The 20,071-nt window shown below is 48.1% G+C and carries 14 protein-coding genes; 6 read left to right on the top strand and 8 right to left on the bottom strand.

Annotation, left to right across the window (positions count from 1 at the left end):
• The first annotated feature begins 150 nt into the window (after positions 1 to 150).
• The 5 genes from AC2D8L_RS05935 (at position 151) to AC2D8L_RS05915 (ending at position 5,391) form a co-directional block, all read left to right on the top strand.
• Positions 151 to 918: a hypothetical protein gene (locus tag AC2D8L_RS05935; RefSeq protein WP_484684514.1), complete on the top strand. Its 768-nt coding sequence runs from the start codon at positions 151 to 153 to the stop codon at positions 916 to 918.
• Positions 919 to 1,212: 294 nt separating this feature from the next.
• The gene (locus tag AC2D8L_RS05930; protein WP_484684513.1) at positions 1,213 to 2,121 is read left to right on the top strand and encodes a hypothetical protein; all 909 of its coding nucleotides are present in this window, start codon (positions 1,213 to 1,215) and stop codon (positions 2,119 to 2,121) included.
• A 133-nt stretch (positions 2,122 to 2,254) separates the two neighbouring features.
• The gene (locus AC2D8L_RS05925) at positions 2,255 to 3,139 is read left to right on the top strand and encodes a YcaO-like family protein (protein WP_484684512.1); all 885 of its coding nucleotides are present in this window, start codon (positions 2,255 to 2,257) and stop codon (positions 3,137 to 3,139) included.
• A 60-nt stretch (positions 3,140 to 3,199) separates the two neighbouring features.
• Positions 3,200 to 4,618, top strand: coding sequence for a peroxidase family protein (locus AC2D8L_RS05920; protein ID WP_484684511.1), 1,419 nt, complete (start codon positions 3,200 to 3,202; stop codon positions 4,616 to 4,618).
• Positions 4,615 to 5,391: a hypothetical protein gene (locus AC2D8L_RS05915; RefSeq protein WP_484684510.1), complete on the top strand. Its 777-nt coding sequence runs from the start codon at positions 4,615 to 4,617 to the stop codon at positions 5,389 to 5,391. The genes AC2D8L_RS05920 and AC2D8L_RS05915 overlap by 4 nt, the downstream gene beginning before the upstream one ends.
• Here AC2D8L_RS05915 and AC2D8L_RS05910 read toward each other — a convergent pair.
• The 5 genes from AC2D8L_RS05910 to AC2D8L_RS05890 all read right to left on the bottom strand — a co-directional run bounded on the left by AC2D8L_RS05910 (position 5,388) and on the right by AC2D8L_RS05890 (position 14,905).
• Positions 5,388 to 7,265, bottom strand: coding sequence for a BTAD domain-containing putative transcriptional regulator (locus AC2D8L_RS05910; RefSeq protein ID WP_484684509.1), 1,878 nt, complete (start codon positions 7,263 to 7,265; stop codon positions 5,388 to 5,390). The two genes, AC2D8L_RS05915 and AC2D8L_RS05910, sit on opposite strands and share 4 nt — an antisense overlap.
• A gap of 549 nt (positions 7,266 to 7,814) precedes the next feature.
• Positions 7,815 to 8,576 (bottom strand): hypothetical protein, encoded by a 762-nt coding sequence (locus tag AC2D8L_RS05905; protein WP_484684508.1) that lies wholly within the window; start codon positions 8,574 to 8,576, stop codon positions 7,815 to 7,817.
• A 9-nt stretch (positions 8,577 to 8,585) separates the two neighbouring features.
• A complete protein-coding gene (locus tag AC2D8L_RS05900; RefSeq protein ID WP_484684507.1) occupies positions 8,586 to 9,461 on the bottom strand; it encodes a hypothetical protein in 876 nt (291 codons plus the stop codon).
• An 86-nt stretch (positions 9,462 to 9,547) separates the two neighbouring features.
• A complete protein-coding gene (locus AC2D8L_RS05895) occupies positions 9,548 to 13,471 on the bottom strand; it encodes a trypsin-like peptidase domain-containing protein (RefSeq protein WP_484684506.1) in 3,924 nt (1,307 codons plus the stop codon).
• 423 nt (positions 13,472 to 13,894) lie between these two features.
• The gene (locus AC2D8L_RS05890) at positions 13,895 to 14,905 is read right to left on the bottom strand and encodes a YeiH family protein (RefSeq protein WP_484684505.1); all 1,011 of its coding nucleotides are present in this window, start codon (positions 14,903 to 14,905) and stop codon (positions 13,895 to 13,897) included.
• Between the two features lie 289 nt (positions 14,906 to 15,194).
• Here AC2D8L_RS05890 and AC2D8L_RS05885 point away from each other — a divergent pair, with 289 nt between their 5' ends.
• A complete protein-coding gene (locus AC2D8L_RS05885) occupies positions 15,195 to 15,956 on the top strand; it encodes a hypothetical protein (RefSeq protein WP_484684504.1) in 762 nt (253 codons plus the stop codon).
• Between the two features lie 96 nt (positions 15,957 to 16,052).
• On the opposite strand, the gene AC2D8L_RS05880 is transcribed toward AC2D8L_RS05885, so the two are convergent.
• The 3 genes from AC2D8L_RS05880 to AC2D8L_RS05870 all read right to left on the bottom strand — a co-directional run bounded on the left by AC2D8L_RS05880 (position 16,053) and on the right by AC2D8L_RS05870 (position 19,641).
• On the bottom strand, positions 16,053 to 17,462 hold the full coding sequence (locus AC2D8L_RS05880) for a hypothetical protein (protein ID WP_484684503.1): 1,410 nt from the start codon (positions 17,460 to 17,462) through the stop codon (positions 16,053 to 16,055).
• Positions 17,463 to 17,586: 124 nt separating this feature from the next.
• The gene (locus AC2D8L_RS05875; protein ID WP_484684502.1) at positions 17,587 to 18,207 is read right to left on the bottom strand and encodes a TIGR02466 family protein; all 621 of its coding nucleotides are present in this window, start codon (positions 18,205 to 18,207) and stop codon (positions 17,587 to 17,589) included.
• 102 nt (positions 18,208 to 18,309) lie between these two features.
• Positions 18,310 to 19,641 (bottom strand): Hsp70 family protein, encoded by a 1,332-nt coding sequence (locus tag AC2D8L_RS05870; protein ID WP_484684501.1) that lies wholly within the window; start codon positions 19,639 to 19,641, stop codon positions 18,310 to 18,312.
• Positions 19,642 to 20,071: the final 430 nt, after the last annotated feature.

The raw sequence follows: 20,071 nt of genomic DNA, 5'->3' as shown, positions 1-20,071 counted from the left end.
AACAAACGAGTTGGTTACGTGGGTCAGCGCCAAATGAATAATGCTAAACCCAACCCGGTCGCTGACGAGTTCCCGGTATTCACTAAAAATCACGCTAGGATCACTGCCGCCTGTCTAAGTTCGCTCCGTTAAACGAAGGAGGAACTAAAAATGAAACTCATTTTGCCGATTATGGCAGCACTGACCATGACTATTGGAACAAACGTTTTTGCCCAAGAAGCAGAAACAACGAGCGAAACCTCGCTCGTCGACATTATAAGTTGCGACCCATGCAAGGAAATTTGCCCGGAAACACCATATGTCGATTTGGGCAAGTGTGCGGCCCAGAAAAAAGACTTGTTAGATTTCAAGGTGAAACTCGACGACGCAAAGAAAAAACTTGCCTTGGAAGCAATGGCAGAGTGTTTCAAGAAGTACTCTCAAGAAGTTTGCCTTGGTATCGTTTGGAAAAAAGTCAAACCGTGGACGCTCGACGACCCTTGGGGTCCATACACCACTACACCAGCGCTTGCGGGTCGATCGCAATTTTTAGGTGTCAGAAATCACTTCATAGACGAATTACCTGAATGGTTGGCTGAGATCTGTGCCATATATCCAAAACTCTGTTGGGATATTCATGGCCTGCCAGGCACGCGTGGCTTCGACACGACGGAACTGGACGCGAAGGCCGCGTCTCAAGGCATTGCCTCTCACCAGAAGTCGGTCGGAATTTTTAAATCGATCGAAAAACAACTAGAGCGCATCGCAATCGCCTCTGAGCGGAAGCCACCGATGGTGTTCACCTTGAAGTCCAACTACGCCAAACCAGAATACTGGGAAGGTTTCTTTAAGCCGATTTGCACTGCCGCTGGATTCAACGAAATACTGACCCGCCAAGAAAACGCACACGGATACATCGCTGTCCTTTGTTACGACTAGCAATACTCTGCTGGGGTCGGCTGCGGCCCCAGCATTCCTATACCCCACGGTAGTCATAAACCCTCACACTTCAGCAAGGCATTTCCGAAGTCTGTTATTGTCCGCTTTGCAATCGCACATTTTCCTTTGTTTGCTTGCAGAACATGTAGCACTTCAAGATCGGCGCGGGCATTTCTTTATTCGAATAGAACTGAGGCTTACTGCGTCGCGGTAGCTTCCCAACGCCCAAATCACATCGAGATCACAGTCAAAAGCTAAATATTGGCCAACTGCTAAGTTTTAGAGGAAGTGTTTTTGACCAATTGGATGGTAGACCCAGAAAAAGCTGCAATGCTGAACCTTCGAGTTGGCATCAAACCAGCACATGTGAAGGCCGTTCTTCCGGCCGGAACACGTGTGTTAAAGATCAAGGAACATGCGGATAATCCAATTTGGTGGCTAACTCGAGCAACCATTGCTGGGGGGGAGGCGACAGGATACCTGCACGCCAAGTTTTTGACAAAACGGTCCGAACTTGAGCATGACATTCCCGCCACAATAAGCGAGGTTCCGCCTTGCGGATTATCTCCAAAAGGCGATCTCAGAACTCACGATTGGGGTCGCGCACATCCGCTAGACGAACACGCCATGCCAGAAAGGGACGCAGTCGATCCGGCGCACATCATTGCCATAATCCGATACCTCGATCCGGCGCACTTCCGTCACTCACGTTATCTACCAAAGGGTTCTTCGACTTATTGCAACATTTACGCCCATGATTTCTGTGCCCGCATGGGTGCTTTCCTGCCGCGCGTTTGGTGGAAAGAAACGGCCCTGGCGATGATTGAAAAAGGGGCGATCCCTCCCATTCTGTACGCAAATACCGTTAGAGAGCTCAACGCAAACGCCCTACATGACTGGCTTGAAACTTTCGGCGGCGGCTTTGGGTGGCGGCGCGTATTTTCGCCTAACGAGCTGCAAAACGCCGCCAATTCGGGTGCCGCAGCACTCATTGTTGCGAAGCGGAAAGATGAAAACCGTTCTGGCCATATTGCCATTGTTGTGCCCGAACATGGCCAACTTTTTGCAGCACGCAACGGTAATGACGTTTTACGCCCGGTCATGAGTCAAGCTGGAACTCGAAATTATACTGCAAAAGTCCCAAACACTCGTTGGTGGCTGCAAAGTCGATTTAAGTCATTTGGGTTTTGGATCCATGCGTAGCCCAGCTTCAACAGATGGCCAAATTAGCCAGAGCACACAGCTCAGCGGCCTTCCAGTTTGCTTAGGAGTTCATTCTGAGCTCAAACTAGATCAGAATGTCGTGTCGTCATTTTATGAAGAGTGGAGCTCCAGCATGAATTGGCCAAATGAACTCGTGAAACGGCTTCGCAATAGTTGGGAACAACATGACGATCGACCGCAAAAGTTTGCGCCAGAATTCAGTGTCTATCAAGCAATAACAAAAGACGGTCAAGCTGCAAGCGGGGCAGCGGAAACTCAAATGGGAGCCGTAGCGCGACTATTGGGCGAAACCGCCGAGATAGAATTTTTGCGTGGTGCATCAATGAGATTTGATGTCGCCACAGATGGAATCGCCGCTGACCCAAATATGTCCAAGGCGCAACTTCGGGCGCTTCTGGAAGCACTCGAGCGTAAACGCCTGGTGCAATGGTGGCAGGGGGACTTTGTCGCACGCGAAATTGATGCTTCTTGGCTTCGCGCAAACCAACTGGACAATTGGATGTCCCGCATCCGCGAAGGCGGCATCCGAAAACGGAACAACCGTCTTTGGATTCTCCCCTCCGCCGTCGGTGAATTCGCCTTCATTTCGCTAGGCATTGAACAATCTGGAACAGGTCCAATTCTTGGCTTTGGCGTGTCATTTGATGCGGTGGAAGCCGCAAAAAAAGCAATGCGAGAAATGCTGTTGATGGAAATGCGTCTCGTCGATCTGCAGGCCGCAGCGGAAGGCGCTCCGGTTCTGCCGGGATTTGTAGAACGAACAACATATGAAAATGATCGGATCGGCACCAAGGCATTGCATCTGTTGTCCAAAGGTAGCGTGAAGGAAACACCAAATTCATTATCGAGTGCAGACTTCACGAAGGTCGAAGAATTTCTGGGCGGTGTTCAATATGACACCCACCCAATTCTGCCAGTAGTGCACTGCCAACCAAAAGGGGGAAGGAACATGAACAAAGATGATTTGCCGTTTTACGGCAGTGGAGCTGGGGGCTGAATGTAACTCTGGAATTACTTAAGGTGTTGAAAACAAACATATAAGGGGGAGAAATCGGATATGACAACTCAATGTGGAGCAGAGCAGGGGATAAATCGCCTACCTGCGATTAAAGCATTTGAAGCAAATAGGAACTGGCGAAAAACGTGCATGCGCAAGGTTGCCAAAATTCCATCTGGTTATACTTATCTGGCGCAGTTGGTTGGCCATGATATGGGCCACAGCGCTCCGCTGGAGCAGGTCGTCTATGCAAACAAAGAAGAAGTTTGCGATGAACCGAGTAGTTTTTTTATACATGTGCCCTTACCGCCCGGACCCATAAAGAGCCTGGATATTCCTAAGGATGTAATGGCTGGTGGATCTTCTGATCCTAGACCCGTCCGTTACAATCTTATTGAAAATCCGTTGACGCTTGAAACCGTTTTCGGACCGGGACCGGATCTCCTGAACCATGTTTATGACCAAACGACCAAGAAGTTTCATTTAGGCAAGGTGTCCAGAACCACAAGGTTCCTCGAGTTCGACGACATCCAGATACGCTGTCTTTATGACAAGCGCAATCGCGACACGCTCATGCTGCATGAACTGACCGTCGCGTGGATGCATTTCCACAACAACATAATGGATGATTTAGACACCAAAGGCGTTGGTTTGGACGATGCCTACAAGGTGTCTCGACAGCACTGTGTAAAGGTTTGGCACAACATAATTCGTAATGACTTGTTACCGCGTTTCGTCCTGAATGACATATTAGAAATGGAGCACGAACAATTACCGAAGGTGCCAGAAGTTACTTTGTTGTTTGCTGTTTTTCGCGCATTTCACTGTCTGCCTTTGGACGACTATAGATTACGCCCGGAGCACAAAGATAACCGCACATTGCATCAATTAATGCCGACCGGTTTTGATGAAAGTACTGCTGAACTTGATTGGCAAATCGACTGGAATTTCTTTTTAGGCGAAACGAAAAACCATGAAGAAGGCATTTCTGCGCCAGTTTCCGGAATTTCTCCAAGTTTAGCAGGAGCGTTTGAGTTTCTCGGTCAAATGATCACTCAACACGATCTCAATTCGGCAAAAGATGTCAAAGCCCCAAGGCTGATAGATGAGAGTATATGTGAGATCCTGCAAAACTGGTTGACGATTAGTACCAGCATTGATCCGCCGAAAGACGCGGACGCATTGCATCAGGAATTTATAAATACATACGGTCATATGCGAGGGGTCGTGCTTGGAGATTTAAACAGTGCCCCTCTTTATGAACCGTTGAAAGTGGAAGCGCTTTTGCATGGGCACGAAGGAAGTTTTGGACCGCTCGGCAGCGTCCTGCTGCGAGGCGCCGTTGAACAAACAATACGGAGAGTTGAATTCCCTGAGCTGAAGATGGCTAAACCATTGGATTTAAGCAAATTGAACCTCGCGAATCCAGAATCAATGTTGGAACTCATAAACTTAAGCCAATTGGAGCAAACGAAATGACAAACGCAAACTATATAATATTCGGCATTGAAGTCGGTGAAGAACTGAACACCATAAAATTTGACGAAAATGGCAAAGGTACGATCTTCGCACTGACCGACATCCATGTACCAGCTGGAACAATGATGGCGGAAACGAGTGCCAATCCAATACTACAGAAAATTGTTAGAGACGGTCCAATTAACGTTGAGACCATTGGCCGTATGATGGTGGCGCTTTCTGAAGACACGACACGATCGAGCGTTCTCGAAAAAGACTGCGAAATTATTGCCAAACACGCGTTGACAGTGGAAGAAAAGCCGAAGCCACAAGATCTAGACAATAAAGAAATAGCTGCAATTCTACAGGGCACTACACTCGACATCATGTTTGAAGAAAGAGCTAAACATTCTGGCTCGAACGACACGAATAAAAGACTTCTCGCAATTCCGGTAGATGGCACGTTGAAAGAAGGTGAGAAACGTGCAGAGAAGTTGACGAGCAAAAATCTTCCGCCTCTAAGCTATGACTTTGACAAATACCTAATGTTTGTCCATCTGCGGTCAGAGGTTAGCAAACTTCTTGACGATTTTGACGGCTCGCATTTACAAGGCTGGTCTCCAGACATTTTGCAAGCTTTGCAGACACACGCCCAGCAATGGATTCATAAAAAAACTTACGTATATAAGGGCGACAAATCCGACCCTAACAACGAGTTCAACAAAATATTGGACAACCCAAAGCGCGCTTATCACCGAGCAGTTGGCATTTACGGCACCAATATGTGCCGCTAGCGATTTTCAAGAACAGCGACGGCCTGCAAAATATCACGCAGGTCGTTGCGCACGCTTTCCTCCCGGAGGGGGAAGATGGAAACAAACCAGTCGATCAATGACTGTGTTCCAAACTCTGTCTTTCCCTGCCACGTCGGTTGAATTTCCAGCTTGTATCTCGCGAACCGAGAAATGGCGCCATTGACGTCGCCCAGTTGCCAAAGTGCGGCAGTATGCCAGCCCCCTACGGTTGTCATCAGCCCGTCACCATCTGCGCAGAAACGCTCAGCTAGCTGGTAATCCCCGCATAAATAGCCAGTTGCAGCCAAGTAAATCTTGTGAAACGGCTCCATTCCTTCTTTTTGGTCCCTAACGCGCATTCCCAGATCGGCAGCACGTTCAAGTCGATTGTTGAATGCAAACCCAAGTGCAGCCGATGCAAGTGTTAAAGGGTTGTTTTGATTTAAATCGAGCGCCTGTTCAAAATGAAATTCGGACAACTCAAACTCATGTTTGTGGGAATAACACCAAGCTAAAACCCTATGGGCACGCGTATCAAGCGGATCAATCGTCACTGCCTCGATGGCGTGGTGAAGTGCCATTTGCTTAACGTCTTCGGTCTGATTTGTGCCTGGTAACAAGACGTGCCGGACGTTCAACGCGCCTGCGAGTTCTGCATGAGCAGGGCCGAATTTTGGTGCGTCCTTTGTTACCTGCCGCAACATGCGTAGCGCTTCGGATTCTGTGTCAGGGGACCAAGCATCCAACAAGGCTTGAGAGCGTAACCAATAGTCATAATTGTCGGCAACCGGGCTGACCGCGGAGCGGTCTGCGACCTCGACTGACAACGCTCGAGCGATGTTCATGAGAACTGGGTGTACCTTGTTGTCCCAACCTTCAGTAGGTGACTTGATCACGTCGGACCAAACCAATTCCCCCGTAGCTGGCCGGGTGACCTCAACGTGCAAGGTCTTTACGCCTGCTATAGGTAGCAGTTGAAGGCCCAAAACCAAATAGGCGGTCTCAGACATTTGCTTATCCAACACCTGCCATTCACGAAATCGACTTAGGCGACGCCGAAAGTCAGACGCCAGCACATTCAGGAAGCTTTTGTCTTGCACGCTGTCACTTGGGAACGACGTTGGGTCAATTGAGACCGTCAGCTTGGGGCGAATGTCCTGCTGCCACGTTGGTTGAGTTTGCCGTTCCGGATCCATTTTGATGGCAGCCACGAGCGACTGTGTCTCAGAATCTGGTTCTTGATCGTAGGTTTTATCTAAATAGTGATAAAGTGTATTATATATCTCGACAGCACGCGTTGGCGCATGCATCTGCCAAAAATGCTGCATCAAAAAGCGCACCGCACGTTCGTTTGCGGGTTCTATTTCTACCGCAAACTCGGCTCTTTCCACCGCCTGATCTGTATTGCCCTCGCTCGAAAATGAAGCGTCTAAAGTCTCGCGTAACTCAGATTGAAACCGATTTTTCTGGATATTCAGCCAACTGTCCAGTGAACTACTGATGCCAAGCAACATATCCATTTGGGCAAGGCAAAGACGTACCATTTTGCAGTTTTCAACTGTCCAAAATTCTGGTCGAACCTTGTGAGCCAGATCGCTTAGTAGATCCATATTTCCAGACAAAGTCAGCATTACCTGCCCAGACCCCGTCTGAATGGCAATCTTACGCGCATCCATAAATGTCAACCGGATTTGTCTTACGGTTTGGCGAAACGATGCGCCAGCCTGCTTCTGCGGCACATGCCGCCACAACAGATCAACTATCCGTTCAGTACGATGTGGCTGGTCTGCAGTACATGCTAAGTAAAACAATAGTGCTTTGGCTTTCTTCAGCCTTTGTGCAGTTATCAAATCAATTAAATCGGCAGAACACATTATAAATCTTGCCTTACACCCAAATTTGCCCCTTGCATCTCACTAGCATTTTTATTTCAAATGCCAAAGACTGTTGAAGTCATCTTCCTGCATTGCAACGATTACAGTGCAGTAAGCAAAAATCACATTTTGATCATACCAAAACTTGGGAACGGCAGTGACGATGGGTGGTGTACGGTTCAACAGAACCAGACAAAGGGGACCTGAGCCAATTCTGCTTCGCATGTGATTTCACATTTGACAGATATGTAGTGGAGTGGATGACAGCAAATACGGTCAATTGTCGATTGAAGTTCGTTGTGGCTTTTTAAGTTATGCATGCATGCCTGCTTGCCCAGTTGCAGGCGAAACATTGTTTTAGGTATCGTCGAAATTACGCGAGCGCCAGTTACAGGATCGCATGGTGATGTCGTTTGGGGCAGGGGCAATAATTCGGTTGCTTACCGGTTGGGTCGCCTATCTGACAGTAGCTCGAGATTGCCAACTATTGATGGGGCACCAGAGGTCCTCCATCAGACTAAATTGGCAAACCCAAGTGCGGGGAAACGGTCATTGCAGCGCCGTTGGTCGTCTACCTTGAATTTTGTCCGCTGCATTGATTATGTCATGACCGTAGCTCGATTCAATGGGCGAGCAACTTTTGTTACCCAACCAGGCGAACCCGGTCATGCGATAAAGGTACAAGCCTGTTTGACAGAGGAAACTTCGGTCATGGCGCGAGAACATCAAGGTCCCTAAGTCTGCTCCGCAATATGTAACAAATTCGGGCAGAGACAGGAAAAGCGAAACCGCATCTTCGTCGCGAACGGAACGCGCAAAGGCAAAGTAGCCCTTGTTCACATCCAAGTAATCTTGAATTTCACCGGCAATTGACGTGCACGTCACAGGCGCGTCACAAATTCCATCAACAGTACATCCAGCGACATTCTGATAATAAGCGGAGATGTGAAAGATTGCTTGACGGTAGGCTTCATCAATAAATATTTCTTTTGAGATCTTATCTATCAACTCGTCTGTGTAAATCTCTGTCGTTGCAAAGTCATCTCTCAATTCTTCAGTTTCAATCCACTTTTTTATCAAGGTGGTTCGCGCATCTACGAAAATCTTAGTCTCTCTCCTTTTCAGCATTTCCTCAGCAGATGAAATTCTGAGGTCAACACGGTATTCGAAGTACTGAAACGTGCCGACAATTAGAACCAAAACTGCAATTATACTTGTTATGCCGTCTTTATGTTTTGCGAAAAAATCTAGAAATCTGACAAAGCCATTCGAAGTTTTTGGATCCTGAAATTCTCCACTATTTTTGGTCATTCAATTCTCCTAGTTTTCGCAGCAATCTGCCGAACAAAAGTTCGATCCCGCGCATGCGCAACTACCGCTGGTGCATTGCTGTATCCATGGCGTCGGAATATTCAATCCGCGGTCGATAATTTCACTGGTTCCAGCCAACAATTCCTGTCGATGTTGAGGTTCAAGAGTGAATGTCCGGAACCCAGCATCCCTGGCCTGATCAATAAATCGGGATGCCAAACCGTCTGAATTGACGGTCAGCTTGCCTTCGATGGTGTCTAAAGCAACTTGCAGTTCTTCTCGAACTCCATCATCCATCGACATATAAGTCTCGGTGTTTGCCACAAATGCAAAACTGCGAAAGTTTGCTGGTGTGCTCAGCGTCGCATTACCGACTTGGCTCGCGTTCATATCGAATTCAGAAACGACACCAAAATGATTGGAGAATTCAGAGCTGTTTTCAAAGGTTCTGTCTTCAAAAATTGGAAAAAGTGGCCTCCCTGTAGCAATTCCAATTAAGTTGAGTGCCGAATTTGTATCTTCTTCGGCTCGAATGTTTTCTGAGGCTGCATGATACTCATCTGCAGATGAGAACCGGTAGCCCTGCACAAGCTGCCAATATTTTGGTTCTTTTTGGGCAAAAGTCGGGAGCGAAATCAGTGCTGCTTCTGCGTCCCCGTTTTCAACAGCGGAGATTGTTTGGGCTGAGTAATTGTAGATTTCAGTTGCGAACTCAATGCATGCCTCCCCAGTTTCATCATTGGTCGCAATAACCGCTTCGCGCACAAAATCGAAATCTGGTGAGTGGCTAATTGACGTTGGAACCAGAACTCGTATTTTCTCGTCACATGCGAATATGTTTGGCATCGCGGCAAGCATAAATAGGATGAAAAACAATAGTCTCATAATAATCTCCCTCAAACGTTTGAGTGTTTTTGGCTGGAGGTGGCCGACAGTTTGGTATCGGCCACCTGCTTTAAGCCGTTCAGTGTTCAGAAACGCATGTTAAGCAAACCGGCCATTGAACGCGTCCAAGACCCCGTTGCAAAACCTAGTTTTTCAAGCTGACATATTGCCAAGGCCTTGCGTGTGTGTGCGCCAAAAACCCCATCGACCGAGATGCCCAGTTGATCTTGTAACATCCGAACTCGGTCACCTTGTGAGCCATGTCTTAGGCATTCCAGCAAGTCGAATTCACTATTGGGGGAAGCAATGCTGGCCAGTTCATGGCCCGTTAAAAGGAGATTGTCATAGCGCGTCCCGTAGTTTTCACCGTGAAAACCGGCTTTTCGCTGAAATGCCGCCCATTCTCTACGTGCTGTTTTGTAGGAGCCATTTGGTCGTTGATATCCACGAAGCGTGAGACAGCCTAGAGATGAAAAACTGTTTGATAAGAAAGCCGGGTGAATGTTGTCGGCCGGTTTCGTTTCATCCCAAAGGTCTTGGGTCCCATAAACCAAATCGTTGCTCGTCCTTAGGACGGTTGCTTTGCCCTTGCTATTTGGTTGTGGTCCATGTCCAAGCCGCAATACAAATTCAACTGGCCCTGAACTCCCATGGTGCGTTCCAACGCAATTCTCATAGACCCCAGTTGGCAGCAAGTTGCACATGCGTGCCGCACCGCCAAAGTTTTTGTAATTGTAGTAGCGCAGCATGCCCGTACGACGTGGCACTGTTGATCCCGTGTATAGGGAGATACTATCTGACGCTGTGTCAAACACGCCAATCATGCAGCGAAAACGTTCGTGGTCGGGGCTCACAGCCTGCAAACGTACTGATGACGCATCTTCGATCTGGGAGTCCCCATTTTTGATCAAACACCCCCGCAATGATAAAATGATCTTGGCGTGATTGCCGGTGTCAGGCGCGAAATGTCCGGCCGCAATTGCGGTGCGGATTAGGTCAGAGTTCAATTCAAATGTGTTGTCTGAGGTTTCGGCAGGCAAATGCCATTGATCAGGAGCGTTTTTGCTGGCGGCCACCCAGCGTGCATCTTCTGCATGCAATTGCGGCATCGCGGCTTCAAATACTGGCTTGGATGGCGCCGCAATTTCGCCCTCTGTGTCACTAAACTCTCCATAACTTTCAGATTCGTCGAGTTCAGTTGTGTCTTCGCCAATTTCACCTTCCACGTCACCGCTTGCCATGGCATCAAGTCCGCGTTGAAACAGCGCTGCTTCATCATCGCGCCTGCGCAACAGACCGTTCAATCCCTGGTCAGCCCAAATCCGTTTCATGGCACGGAAATGGTCGGGTATCTCATTGAAATGTCGGCCTTCCATTGCGGCCAAGATGGCTCTCATTTCCTCAAAGCGAGGGTCAGGTCGTCGGAACGGTGCACCCCTGTTGAATACCAAACTGACCAATGCGCTTACGCAATGCGCGTGCAAATCTTGGAGGTTTGGCAAACTATTGAAAGTAAGCTCTACATATTTGGGCAAGGTGCGGTCGTTATAAACAGCCAGCGCAATATCCCACGGGGTGGTGATGTCGTCGACCGTTGCCGTTGCGACCTTGGCTGCCTGTCCTGACTTCCCAAGGGTAACCTTCAGTCGTTCGAAATTGGACTGCGATAGATGGTCCTTCCAATCGGCTGTAAACTCCTGCACAGAATGATGAGCGAGATCATATCCACATCCAATGGTTACGCCCGATTTCCCGCCCGGCCAAGTCGGTGCCTGCTTAATAATGCTCTCGTAATATGCTTTCCCGCCGGTCTCATGATCAACAATCAACTTGAAACCATCATCAGAGAGTGCGGCTCTCGCTGTCCTGGAGGTCCAGGTACTAGCAACGCTCTCTGAAATGCCATCAGACCGCGTCGCACTCTCCTGCGTTGTCGTGTGTCTTTTCTGCTCTAGGCTGATCTCCATAGAGCCGCGCAAGCCTTGCTGAATACGTTGAATGGCAATTTTTGCGTCATGATCACCGCTGTCCGCTCTTGAACGAACATTGTCGAAGATCGAGCTAATTCGAACACCGCGGTTGGCAATAAACTTGCCGGGACGCTCAGGATCTGGAATGGCTTGGTGATGCAGTGCGGCAACCTGCCAGAGCTCATTAAACGCTGGCGAACCAGATGAGCCGGGATCGGTGTCGGTGACATAATAGAGGAAGTCATTTTTGGGCCCGATAACTCTGTTTTCACGCAAAGCCACCTTCTTATAGTCACCGTTTGGGTGTTGGATAATACTAACAAATTCGTGCTTCAAAGCTTTGCCCGACTTTGGCAGCATCGGAATATTGCCAAAAACACTAATATCAATGTTGCCATCCACCGATATTTGCTCGACGCTGACTAAGCTGTAGTCAAGTTCTGGCAGGGTTAAGTAGACGTCGCCGGTCAGACGGAAAAATACTGGTTCGCGCGGCAAACCATTTTGGTCTAATTCATACCGGAACGCGACAAAACTATCGCCGGCAACTTGTCTGTTCCACAACACATGGTTGTTGGTTAACAACAATTGCGGTCCAACCAAGAAACCTGTTCCAGAACCGTGCTTTCCATGTACATGGTCGCGGATGAAGATTTTGCCGACGGATCCGCCAGCATCAACACCGCGAGATAACATCAAGAATTCGTCGAGATTGTTGCCGCCAATAATACGCTCATTAAAGGCTTCACTGCCAAGAACATGATAGTCTTGGCGATTGATAATTCGCTCTGCCGGTTCAGGCTCCCCGAGCGCTTGAAGTAACTCATCTAATTCTGCCAATGTGCGATTATATGCGGAATTGTGCTGTAGTTCCTCGCGATATCGGTTGTGGAACTGTTTTTCAGCATTGTCATATTCTGCATGAAGATCAGACAAAAAAGTGTTCAGGGAAACCTGTTGTCGCGGTAGATGAGACTCCCGAAAGCTGTGTTTAAATAAACTGGCCATAGCTGTGGCCGTTGCTTCGTTGGCGCCGGGCGGGAAAGTGGTTTCAGCTGTTCTATCATTCATCCAGTGCGGTGTGGTCGACTCATTCTTTGGTTTTCTGAGGGTCGCCATGATTTCGTCAGCGGCACGTTCAAAACCAGCATTTTTGGGATGAATTTCATCGTGCCAACTTTGCGGACCCAAATCTACTTTTTCAAGCAGATTTACATGGTGTACGGAACCGCCATATGTTGCAGCCAGTGATGCCAATTCCCGGTTGAATTCACCTAGAATAATTTTGATGATATTTCGACCCGTTTCAAACGGAATGTTCTTTTGCTGTAACGGCGATCCGAGCCACTTTCCATCCTCGCGTGGATGCACAAAGTCATATCCGTGTGTATAGATCTGCAAATCTGGTTTAATTTTCAATGCGCCGTCGAATATCTGCGCATATTTTCTTTTCACGCGGTCAAGAATGTCTCCCAGCAGATCGACGTCCAATAATTGTCGCGGTGTTGCGCCTTCATAGTAGTCGCGAAGAAGCTGAACAAACGCACCATTGCCCAACACATCATTGCCCCCAGCCGACAGCATGAAGATATCAGGGTTTTCGTTCTTAATTGCTGATTTGTATTCGGCGATATTCGCCATTTCATCTAATGTGTCGCCGGCACCACTCAACGAATAAACGGCATACTCGCGCGACACATTATCGATAACATCATCCAAGATTACGGGGTATTGATGCCAACTATCCCCTTCTTCGACAATTTTCATGCCGTTGAACCCTGTTGCGATCTTGAATCGGTAGCGGGCATTTCGCAGCGCCCGCGCCATTGAATTGGCAGCATTGATCAAAAATGCTTCTTGAACCTTTTCACCGTGGAGCTCATCAGCCAATTTGTGGGCGTTAAGGCGAATTGTCGATGAGAAAGGATTTCTCCTCTCAGCTTCGGGAATCTCCTCGATTGACTCTCTTAAAAGGTCTTCTGCTTCTTTGAATTTCTCGACGGCGAGCAATTCGTCAAATTGCGCTCTCAATTCATTCATCACAATTCCTCCAAATAAGTATAAATACTTAGCCGACGAATTTTGATGTTTGCCGACCCATTGAATGACTGATTGGCATATAGTGCGTGATCTCAACGTGATTTGAATGTGAGATTGCTGTCGTCAATTTCGAGATTTGTTATGAAATGCCGGACCAATTTTTGATGATTTAGTGGAAAATTGTCTGCGAAGATCAATTTAGGGATTTGTGTCTAGGAGAAAGAAACCGCCACACCTGTCTCAGGTCTATTCGCCGTACGACAAGCGAATTCTGTGAGGAGGCCATTCCCAGCGTTCTGTCGGCATATGACGGATTGGAAAAGTCCAATCAGCGGAGCGTCGTAGATTGTCGTTAATTCACGACCTAATTAGCAGTACCACTCGATAGTCTGATCGGATCGGAATTTTTTGAAGGGTTTGAACTCAGGCCAGTGTGCGAATGCCAGCATAGATAAATGCGGCGATGAAGGCGGTTTGCAAACAAATCAAGATGATGGATTGATAAGGGATTTCGGCAAGGCGGCGAAGTTCAGTTTTTACGCCTACTGCCGCAATCGCGACGATCATCGCCCAACGCGAAGTTGCGACAAAAAATGTTTGAACTATTTCTGGTAACAGGCCGAAAGAGTTTATGACCACCAAGACGACAAATCCAACAACGAAACTGGGAATGAGCGGTGGTCTTTTGCCAGACTTTTGCTCACGCAGATTTAGCTGGCCCATTGCGACGCCCAGCACAAGCACGACTGGCGCCAACAATGAGACACGCATCAGTTTAACTGTTGTTGCACTATCGCCCGTCGTTTCTGAGATAGAGAATCCCGCACCGACAACCTGCGCGACATCATGGATGGTGCCACCAAGGAAAATGCCAGCCTCATGGTCGGACATACCTAGAAAGTCGATGATTATGGGGTATGCAATCATTGCGAGGGTACTCAGCAGCGTCACGCCAAAAACAGTAAAACTTAGATTTCGATCGGTGAACTCGTTGCGGGGTAAAATGGCTGAAATGGCAAGTGCCGCGGAAGCGCCACAGATTGAAACGGCACCGCCGGTTAGAATGGCAAGCTGCCAACCTCGCCCCAAAATGCGGGCAAAGGCGAACGAAACAAGCATTGTTGCGACCAGAGCTGCGACAATCAACACCAAAACTTCAAATCCGAGTTCGGCGAAGATTTCAAAACTGATGCGGGCACCAAGAAGGGCAACCGCCAGCTGAAGAACAGTCCTGGCGGAAAATGAAATACCCGCGTTCGCCTTAGATTTCTCGTCCACAATGGGGTGAGCCGCAAGGCCGAGCAAAAGGGCCATCAGCATCGCAGGCGCACCATAATGTTCTGACAAGAATTGAGCCGCCAAGGCGATTAGCCCACACAAAAGAAGGCCGGGGCCGATTTCTGCTAAGTTGGGCGCTCTTAATTTATCCAACATTTATTGGCATCCGACTCGTTGGTAAGTTTAGGTGAGCAAGTTTGCATCTTGCCTATGTTTGTTCAACCAAGTTGGTGGGAATTCATTTTGCGGGCAGCGGTAGGCAGCGAAATCGCTTTGGGTGCAGCCAACGTCCGATGGCTCGCAGCAATCACTGATGCGTTTGTGCATAATGGACCGCCCGGGTGAAGTCGATTAATTAACAATTCGGTTTTGTTTCTCTAGTACAATTGGATTGCACGAAAGTTGTCGCGATATTTATGTTTTGACAAATACTAGGTCGATTGAAATGAAACCTGCAACAGATAAGCCTGCAAACGCACCAGAACCGAATTTCTTCCCTGGACCGAACCTATGCAGTCATGTGGGGAACAATGTTTCACTTGTGCTTCGCGCTGCTCTTCGTGAAAAATGTGGGTTAAATGGTGGCCAGCTATCGGAAGAAGATGTTGATCATGTCTTCCAGCTTGTCATGGATTCTGAAGATTTGTTTCCGATTTACCAAGAGGGATATCAGACCTGTGCTTCTTTAAGAAGCGACGCTCAATTTCCCTCGATTGACGCAAACAAGGTTTTGACATTTGTCGTTGGCGCGTTTTGCAGTGATGTTATCAAAGACTTAGCGAACACCCACAAATTTCAAAACAAAGAATGGAAGCGTGCCCTGATCCAAGGGTTTGCAGAGTTTTTGAACAACAAGGTGAACACTGATCTGCGCGAACAATTATTCAGTAGTTACAAGCGACTTGTAATGAAAAGTGGCAGATCGCTTTCACCGGTAATGATTTCCAGTTCCGAAGAAATCAGAGAAATCTTCGCTAAGACAATCTTCCGCGTGAAACGGTCATTGCCGGCGGACCGGCGTGTGGTTTCACTTGTTTGTCGTTCAGTAAACGACGCGATTTCTCAAAAGATGGGCACAAGTCTGCGCGAAAGCGGCTGGATTGACGAAAATACGATGAGCGAGTTCATCACACTCTTATTTGCGCCCTCCGACAAAAATCAATTCAGACAGCTCATACTGCAATCTATTGATGATGTCGCTGCCTAGACTCTTTGCCTGGATTGGTGACCTGTTTAAGGTGGTTTTGCGAACGGCCTAAAACCATCTCAGAATGTGCAGAGTAATTATAAATCTAACACTTAACTACACGTTGTGCGGGCCGCAGACCAAAGCACGTTCCACGCCAGGTGCTAAGTCGGCCAAGCCGCCAATTAAGTTTTCTGAACCCGTGAGCACATCAACAATTTGCCCGGAATAAATGATCGCGGTTTCACGCATCATCCCAAGCATTGGCCAACCCCATAGGGCGGAAACCGTGACTTTGTCCTGGACGAAATGCGGCTCGTCCAGAAATGTGCAGGAAAGCACAGGTTCCACCGGCGAGCGATTTGTGGGGCTTCCACCAACTAAATCAATCACAACCGAGCCGTTGGGAATGTTGTCCTTCAGATGATCATTTGTGATCAAATAATTCCTGCCACGCAAATGGGCAGGTTGATCTGCCCCATTAATGATGAGGTCAACATCATTAAGCCAATATTCAATACGCCCAGACTTAGTATGGGTTTGGCCCAAAACATCAATTTCTTCGACACCTTGATCAGACATTTCGCGCATAGCGCCTTGTGCGACATTGCCATATCCAAGAACGAGTGCTTTGGCTTTCTTTATGTCGAGGCCGGGCTTGTTTTGGCTGAGCAATTTAAGGCCATATCGCGCACCAGCTTGACCCGTTTGGTGAAGACATTGGATGCGACGAAGCCCAAAGGGCAATGGCGGGTGGGCTGCGCGCCACTCTTCAATTACCCTAGCGCCATGTTTTTCTTCAAATTCCGCTAGGTCAAATACGTGCGAGCCGGTAGATTCGAGGTGCGCAACCAAGTCGGGATTGTCCAATGTTGATGTATCGATAAAATAGAGGGCACTTTCGCCGCGAACGTCTGCATCATCGACATTAATGTCGGGTTGCAACACACGAAGCGACCTCGGGTCTCGGTTGCCGGCACGTCTGATCGCCGCAAGGGTGCGATCTGACCATCCGACAATGCGTATGTCTAATCCGCCAATTGTGTTGCTGTTCAAAAACGGTTGAAGCGCAGCGACCATCGCCATGCGGGAGCGGATAGATTGATCGCTCTCCACTTTAGGCGATTCAACAATTTCTTCCATCGCGATGACATTAATCTTGTGAGCCTCTAGCAATTTCGCACGATCAGGGAACGATCCGAAATGGGCCATGCAGAGCAGGGTGCACCCAGTGCGCATTTCTTCAATGCTCCTAAGGGATGGTCCTTTGAACTTGATGATCAAGTCTTTGTTTTTATAGATCCCCGCGGACGACTGGATTGTTGCACCAGCATCCACATATTCCTGGTCGGCAAAATCAACGCCAAGACCGGCGCCTGTCTCCACAAATACCTGTGCACCGGCAGCAATTAGCGCCTTTATGTCCTGTGGCACAACCGAAACACGTCGTTCCAATCCACCCGGATTTTCCGGTGATTCAATCTCCCGAACGACAGCAATCGATTTGAAACCATTTGTTTGGGACATTGTGTACTCCGGCGAGATTGATAAAGTTCAAAACCTTCAAAGACTGACCCTAACAATTCTAAACATTGTTACAAGTGCTTCATTGAGAATGCGGAATGACGTCGGATTGCGCTAAGCCGTTTGTTCAGCCCCAGCTATAATTGAAGCTTACACTAATTCGCTCTTGCTCAGCCATGTTCATGGGCACCTCATGGCGCAACCAACTTTCCCAAAGTAAAATGTCGCCTACAACCGGTGCAACATAAATGAAGCTGCGCATTTCGTTTCGCGCGTCACTCTTGCGGGTTGGGGCGGCCATCATCATGGCAGAGCGTGGGTCTTCGAATTTGATGGCGCTCGCACCTGCGGGCATAGAAACATAAGTGGTGCCGCTGATCACGCTGTGCGGATGAATATGTGAAGTATGAATGCCGCCTTCAGGCAAAATATTGATCCATAAACTGTCGAGTTTCAGCGGTTTATCATCAAGATTGAACTCAAGGTCCTGTGCAAATGCTTTCACATGCGTGTCGAGCGATTCAACAAGGTCTTGGAAAACTGGGAACCGCCAAGGCAGATCGTCCAGCGATGCATAGCTTGTATAGCCGGGAAAATCATTTTCCTCACACCATTTCTGTCCCGCTTCGTCATCGTCGGCAATCGACAAACAAGTAGCCTCTAGCTCAGACGCATCAAGTGTCTTGCCGTGTTCAGAAAGTGCTGCACGATAGAGGCGAGTAACAAATAGAGATTCGATTTTTGACATGGCTTTTTTTACCGTGATTAGATGTGCAGGGCGAGGGGTGCGCTAGATTGTTTTGTTTTGCCCATAATTGCTCGTTGAAGATATTGGACAATATTCAATTCTTCAACGCGTGAATTGCGATGCGTTCTCTGTATTTGCCAACCAGGGCGAAACGTCATCTTCCAGGCCAATAAGGGCAAGGCCAATGGCCACTGACTGGAATTGATTGCCACCCGCAAGCTTTTGAGTTCCAAAACGATCGGCAAATATCCTTTTTACCGCGGGGATGAATGAACTGCCCCCTGTTAGGAAAACATCGTCAATTTCCGTTGGGTCCAGCCCAGTGCTTTCCAGCAACCCATCTACTTTGTTGGCAATTTGCTCAATATCTGGCGCAATCCAGCGGTTGAAATCTTCTACAGCAATTGTTTCATCGATTTGGATGTCGCCCAATTTGATTTGAAGATTGGCGAAGTTGCTCGATGAAAGATTTGTTTTGGCGCTGGACACCGCGCTATAAATATCAAAACCCCGATCATCCACAATGGTTTCAATCAAAGCTTCGATATGCTCGGGCTGTACAGCTGCTTTTTCTAGGGTCCGCAATGCGCGTATTGTTTCGGGCGACTTAAGTAGGGCGAGTTGATGCCATTTTGCAAACTGTGTGTAGTAATGCTTTGGCATTTCCAACAATTTGTTGAACGAACGATATTGCCCATATTTCCCAAGTTTGGGCGAAATGACAGCGTCGATGATCCGAAAGTCAAATCGGTCGCCTGCAATGCCGATGCCTGCATATCCTATTGGGTGAGCTAGGGTACGTCCGTTAATCTTTTCAAACTTGATGATTGAAAAATCACTGGTGCCGCCGCCAAAGTCACCGACGAGAACCGTCGCGTCCTTTTTTAGTTGTTGGGCATAACTATATGCCGCCCCAACTGGCTCATAAACATGGTTGGGCGTTGGAAATCCAGCTTGCGCATATCCTGCCTCGTAACGTTTCATCGCTAATTCATCGTCAGGCGCGCTGCCGACAAAAGCGACGGGGCGACCGGAAATGAAATTTGTACCAAGATTATTGAGTGCGCTGCCCGCGTCTTTTGCCGCGCACTGCAAAAATGATGAAAGCAAGTCTTCAAACCTGTATGACGTGCCAAAAATTCGGGTCTCTTCGAATAACTTACTAGCGGCGTGGCTTTTAATGGATTGAATAAAGCGCACATCGTTTGCGCTCGTTAGATAAGCTTCAATGGCCTCGGTCCCACCATCTACCTCAACGTCGTGCCGTCCACCACTATCGTGTTTCTGAAAACACAGTATGGAGCGATACACGTCAGATACATTCGCATTTGCGCCGAATTGTACTGTTTTGACGTTGGCATTAGCGTCAGCCACAGCAATGACGGTATTAGAGGTACCAAAGTCGATACCAATTGATGCGCTGGTTTGGGCCATGACGATTTCCTGTATTCAGGTTTGCCGGTGGGTGAGCAGGGGTTAAGAGGGATTGTGGTTTTATCCGATCACGTTGGCCGGTCAACACCTCAAATTCGCTTTTTGGTGGCTAAATGCATCACACTTGAGTTTAATGCCATGTTAATAAACGTTTTTTGACTTGCAACTTGCGCTGCAATAATTGCCGGGTAGTACGTGATTTCATCGGCTCAGTGAATATTATGTGTTCAAAATGCAACAGCGCATCCCCAAGCGTATTGCGTACATGTTTCTTTACTTGAATGTTTAGGGGGGATCAGTAGTTTGGCTAATGCGAATCCATGCATGGAATCGTTTGTCGGTCGCAATCGCGGCGTCAAACACACCATCTAAAATAAGTGTGGCCGCGTTACGACAAACTCACCGGTAAAATCCGGTCAATCTACTAACT

It is taken from the genome of Maritalea sp. YIW29, from assembly GCF_057219265.1.
The sequence above is the reverse complement of the archived record's forward strand: the minus strand, read 5'-3'. Positions and strand labels throughout refer to the sequence as shown.